The organism is Caldisericaceae bacterium (genome assembly GCA_036574215.1).
Classification (GTDB): Bacteria; Caldisericota; Caldisericia; order Caldisericales; family Caldisericaceae; genus Caldisericum.
The window spans coordinates 1-4,951 of sequence record JAINCR010000045.1 but is presented as its reverse complement, the minus strand read 5'-3'; the positions used below and the strand labels follow the sequence as shown (position 1 = coordinate 4,951).

Genomic DNA, 4,951 nt, shown 5'->3' with positions numbered 1-4,951 from the left:
TTTGGTCAGTTACAATATCTGGTATGAAACCATCTTTAATCATTTTAGGTAAGATATCTACAATATTTGCATGAAGGCCAATTGATATTGGTGTTCCTTTTTCTTTATTTTCCAAAGCAATCTTAATTGCCTCCTCATAGTTGTCTGTCCATGTATCAAGATAACCAGTTTTAATCCTTCTATCAATCATCCTTTTATCAACTTCTACTGCTATTACTATTCCGTCGTTAAGAGTAACCGCAAGAGGTTGTGCTCCTCCCATTTCACCAAGTCCAGCTGTTACTACAATTTTGCTTCTTAAACTTCCATTGAAGTATTTTTTTGCGACTGCATAGAATGTCTCATAGGTGCCTTGCAAAATCCCTTGTGTTCCTATGTAAATCCAGCTTCCTGCGGTCATCTGTCCATACATTGTTAAGCCACGTTCTTCTAATTCTCTAAAATATTCCCATGTAGCCCATTTTGGCACAAGCATAGCATTTGAAATTAAAACCCTTGGTGCCCATTCGTTTGTCTTGAATACGGCAACTGGTTTGCCAGATTGCACAAGTAAAGTTTCATCTTTTTCAAGTTCCTTTAGTGTATCTACAATAGCATCAAAACACTCCCAATTTCGTGCAGCTTTTCCAGTTCCACCATAGACAATTAAATTTTGTGGATCTTTAGCAACTTCAGGGTCTAAGTTGTTCATAAGCATTCTCATTGCCGCTTCTGTTTGCCAGCTTTTACATGATAGCACATTTCCACGCGGCGCTTTAATGATTCTTTCCACATTACACCTCCTTTTTAATTTCCGTATTCATCTTTTCTAATAATTTTCGAAAATTCCGAAATTACGAATGGTAAAAATGCAAGTAATAGAATATCTATGGCTTCTTTAATTGTTGGTATTGTATTTTTGAAGATTACTCTCATAGGAGGTATATATATCGTTGAAACTAGTAGTAATATACCAAATATGAATGAAAAGTTCATAAATTTGTTAGTGAATATTCCAAGTTTAAAGATGTATCCTTCAAATGACCTTGCACTGTAAGCTCTCAATAATTCAGACAAAACCAAAATAATATATGCAATTGTCCTTGCCTCATCAATATTTCCTGTTCTTTTCAACGATAAAATAAAGCCCAAAAGTGTTGCAACAGTTATAGCAATACTTTGCACGATTATGATGCTGTAGTGGTATTTGGTTAGTATTGGTTCTTTTTTGCCTCTTGGTGGTTTATTCATGACGTTTTCTTCACCTTTTTCTGTTCCAAGAGCAAGTGCAGGAAAACTGTCTGTTACAAGATTCAACCAGAGTAGATGTATGGGTAAAAGTGGGGCAGGGTAACCTAAAATCAGTGCAAAAAACATAATCATAACTTCTGCAATATTACATGATAAAAGGTAGACGATAAATTTTCGGATATTTTCAAAGATAACTCTACCTTGGAATACTGCATCAACCAACGTTACAAAGTTATCGTCCATGAGCACCATATCACTTGCTTCTTTTGCAACTTCTGTTCCACTTAATCCCATTGCTATACCAATATCGGCCTTTTTTAAGGCTGGTGCATCGTTTACACCATCTCCAGTCATTGCAACAACTTCTCCTCTTTTTTGAAGGGCTTCGACTATTTTGAGTTTATCAAGGGGGTTAATTCGCGCAAAAATACTGATTTTATTAATTGCCTCTTCAAATTTTTCGTTATCGAATTTCTCTATTTGTTCACTTGTTACTACTTCTCCTTCTGGAAAATCGAGTTCTCTTGCTATTGCATATGCAGTTATTGGATGATCTCCTGTTATCATTACGGGTTTAATATGCGCTTTTCTACATTTGTCAATTGCTTCTTTTACTCCTTCTCTTAGAGGGTCCTTAAGCGTAACAAAACCCAGAAAAATAAGATCGGATTCTGGATTTTCGCTAAGATTGTTTAACGTTTTTTTACCAAATGCAAGTATTCTAAGCCCATTAAGAGAAAAGTCTTCTATAAATTTTATAAGCTCGTTTTTTCTTTCTTTCGTTAGAGGGACAACTTCATTATCAACCAATTCAAATTCAGATAAGGAAAGCACAACTTCTGGAGCACCTTTACATATAGACAGGTATCCGTCTTCAGTTTCGTGTATTGTGGTCATTCTTTTATTTTCCGAAGTAAAAGGAATTTCATCAATTCGCTTATACGATTCCCTCATTTCCGTGATTGTTTTATCATCAATAAATTCAATGAGAGCAATTTCAGTTGGATCCCCTCTTTCCTTCGTTGCATCATTACATAGAATCATTGCTTTTAGTAGCTCTTTTGATATATTTTTTTCGTTTATTTCTTTTTGTAAGAGTTTGTTATTTTCAGAAACTCCGACAAGTTTCATTTTGTTTTGTGTAAGAGTCCCAGTTTTATCGGTGCAAATGTAAGTTACAGATCCTAAGGTTTCTACCGTGGGAAGGTTTCTTATTACAGCATTTTTACGAGCCATTTCATAAATTCCAAGTGCAAGGACTATTGTAACAACTGCAGGTAGTCCTTCAGGAATTGCAGCAACAGCAAGGCTTACGCTCATTAATAGCATATCAATGAAATTGCCGCCATTTAAATAACCAATAATAAAAACGATACCGCTTACAATTAGAAATAGTATTCCGAGTAATTTTCCCAAATTATCTAACTGTATCTCTAAAGGAGTTTTTTGCTTTTTAGTTTCCTTTATTGTTTGGGCAATCTGACCAAGTTTTGTATTCTTGCCAGTTTTAAGTACAACTATCTTTCCTTTTCCTTTTACAACAGTTGAACCAAGATATACAGAACAATCTTCTGATATGTTTTCTTTTAAAACATTTTTCTTTACAGAGATAGACTCCCCTGTAAGAAAAGATTCATCTATAAAAAGACTTTTTTCTTCAACTACCACTCCATCGGCGGGGACCTTATCTCCTGCTTCAAGAAGGACTATGTCATGTGGGACTATATCTTCAGATAATATCTCAACAATTTTTCCATTTCTTAAAACCTTTGAGCGTTGTGTTACAAGCTGTTTTACTTTTTCTAAAGCATTTTCAGCGCGTTGTTCTTGAACTACGCCAAGAATAGCGTTAAGAATTACTATAGCAATAATTACAATAGAATCAACTACTTCTCCAAAAACCATTGAAATAACACTTGCAAATAATAATATTAAAATGAGAAAATTTTTAAATTGATCTATGAATTTTGCAAGTATTGAGGGCCTTTTTTCAGTAGGTAATGAGTTTTTACCAAATTGCTTTAACCTTTCACTAACTTCTTCGTCTGTTAAACCTTTTTTTAGTTTTTTTCCATTGATACTTTCTAACTCCAACATGTTACCTCCTGTATTTAACCACCACCATCCGGTGGAAAGAAGTCTATCATACTGTTATCCTTTAAGGTTAGGCTAACTAAGTCAAAATCTGCTAAATCAGTATTTTGTCCCATTAACTTTTCAATATTTACACCATTTAAAAGAACAATTACTCTTCCAAACTTTAAATCCTCTTCAAGATTAGGGTAAATGTCATTAAGTTCACTTAGCAAGTCCTCTATTTTACTTGCTTTTAAAAACATTCTTTCTTTTCCAAGTTTTTCTTTCAAATCTCCGTGTAAAAAAACTGTTATCCTTGCCATATTACTATCCTTTACTTTTAAAGGCTGCACTTTTGCATTCGGCTTATGATTACAGGCTGTTCAAATTTACGAAGCTCCAGTAAGATTTGCCTTAGCCAGACACAAACCTTTTTTACCGCTGCGTCCTTCCGGAACTTGCGGGGTTCAAAAAGTTGTGTTGCTAAGGGTCCTACCTTCATCGCTTTTTCAATCTGCCTTGACCTACAACCATAAGTCTCATTGCAAATTGTCAGCCCCTGTATAGCGGGTTCAGGGTTGCAGGGCACCGCTATCTCCCCGCTTTAGTGCAGCCAATAAATTATACACTATCTAAGGAAGTTTTAAAAGATTTATGTTTAAAATAACTTGATTATTTTTTACTACATTAAACACAGTTTCATATGGTAAATATCCATCTAAATCAAGTTTTAAAATGTGCTCACCTTCTGAAAGTTCTGTCAGTTCAATAGGTGTTTTTCCCATTAATAAACCATCAACATACACGTTTGTTCCTTGAGGATTCGAATTAATTGATACATATACGTCTGTTTTTTCAAGTGCAACATTTACTTCCACTGTTTTGCCTTTTTCAAGCGTTACCATACCTTGAAAGGTTCTATAGTTAGGCATTTTTACTTTAATATTGTAGTTCCCTTCTTCTAAATTTTTCTGTTCAAATGGTGTTTTTCCAACAAATGCGTCATTTATAAACACATCTGCATTAGATGGAACTGATGTTACAATTAGGTGAGTTGTTATAGGTATAAGTTTTGCAAAAATGTTATTCTTTTCTTCGTTTACTTCTTCTTTGAATGTTTCATAATTATCAAGTTTTATTTCTAAAATATGCTTTTCACTTTGGACAATATCTGTTATCACTAAGGGAGTTTTTCCTTTTAAGATTCCATCCAAATAAACATTGGCATTTTCTGGATCGGAAGAGACATTGATACTAAAAGTTTTATGTTCCAAAATTGCGTAGATTATTGTTTTGGGGTTGTTCCCTGTGAGAGTTACATCTTCTACGTAATCTTTGTAATTTTCAAATGAAATTCTTACAGTATATTTTTTGAAAGTTAGATTTTTAATAGAAATTGGCGTTTCTCCTTTAAATTCGCCGTCTAAATAGACGGAAGCTTTTTTTGGAAAAGAATCAATGGTAATAGAACCAGTTTTCTGGTTGGTCAATTGTAAAAGTGCAACTGTAATTAAAACAATTGAAAATAAAACTAAAATAAACAATAGTCCTTTTTTCATTTTAGTCTATCTAATAGTATTTTTATAATGTTTTCAGAAATACTTTCTTTTTTTAGTTCCCCATTTATAATTATACAATTTTTGTT

The 4,951-nt window shown here is 33.6% G+C and carries 4 protein-coding genes and 1 other RNA gene; all 5 read right to left on the bottom strand.

Translation table 11 applies throughout. The features are described 5' to 3' along the window. Positions 1-772 (bottom strand): urocanate hydratase (gene hutU, locus K6343_02325; protein MEF3244805.1); only part of this gene is annotated, 772 nt, incomplete at its 3' end. A gap of 14 nt (positions 773-786) precedes the next feature. Then, positions 787-3,327, bottom strand: coding sequence for a calcium-translocating P-type ATPase, PMCA-type (locus K6343_02320; GenBank protein MEF3244804.1), 2,541 nt, complete (start codon positions 3,325-3,327; stop codon positions 787-789). A 14-nt stretch (positions 3,328-3,341) separates the two neighbouring features. Next, positions 3,342-3,629 carry a MoaD/ThiS family protein gene (locus K6343_02315; GenBank protein ID MEF3244803.1) on the bottom strand — a complete coding sequence of 96 codons (288 nt, stop codon included), beginning with the start codon at positions 3,627-3,629 and terminating at the stop codon, positions 3,342-3,344. 24 nt (positions 3,630-3,653) lie between these two features. Next, positions 3,654-3,919, bottom strand: an RNA gene (gene ffs / locus K6343_02310) — signal recognition particle sRNA large type. Between the two features lie 19 nt (positions 3,920-3,938). Next, the gene (locus K6343_02305) at positions 3,939-4,865 is read right to left on the bottom strand and encodes a PEGA domain-containing protein (GenBank protein MEF3244802.1); all 927 of its coding nucleotides are present in this window, start codon (positions 4,863-4,865) and stop codon (positions 3,939-3,941) included. Positions 4,866-4,951 lie beyond the last annotated feature (86 nt).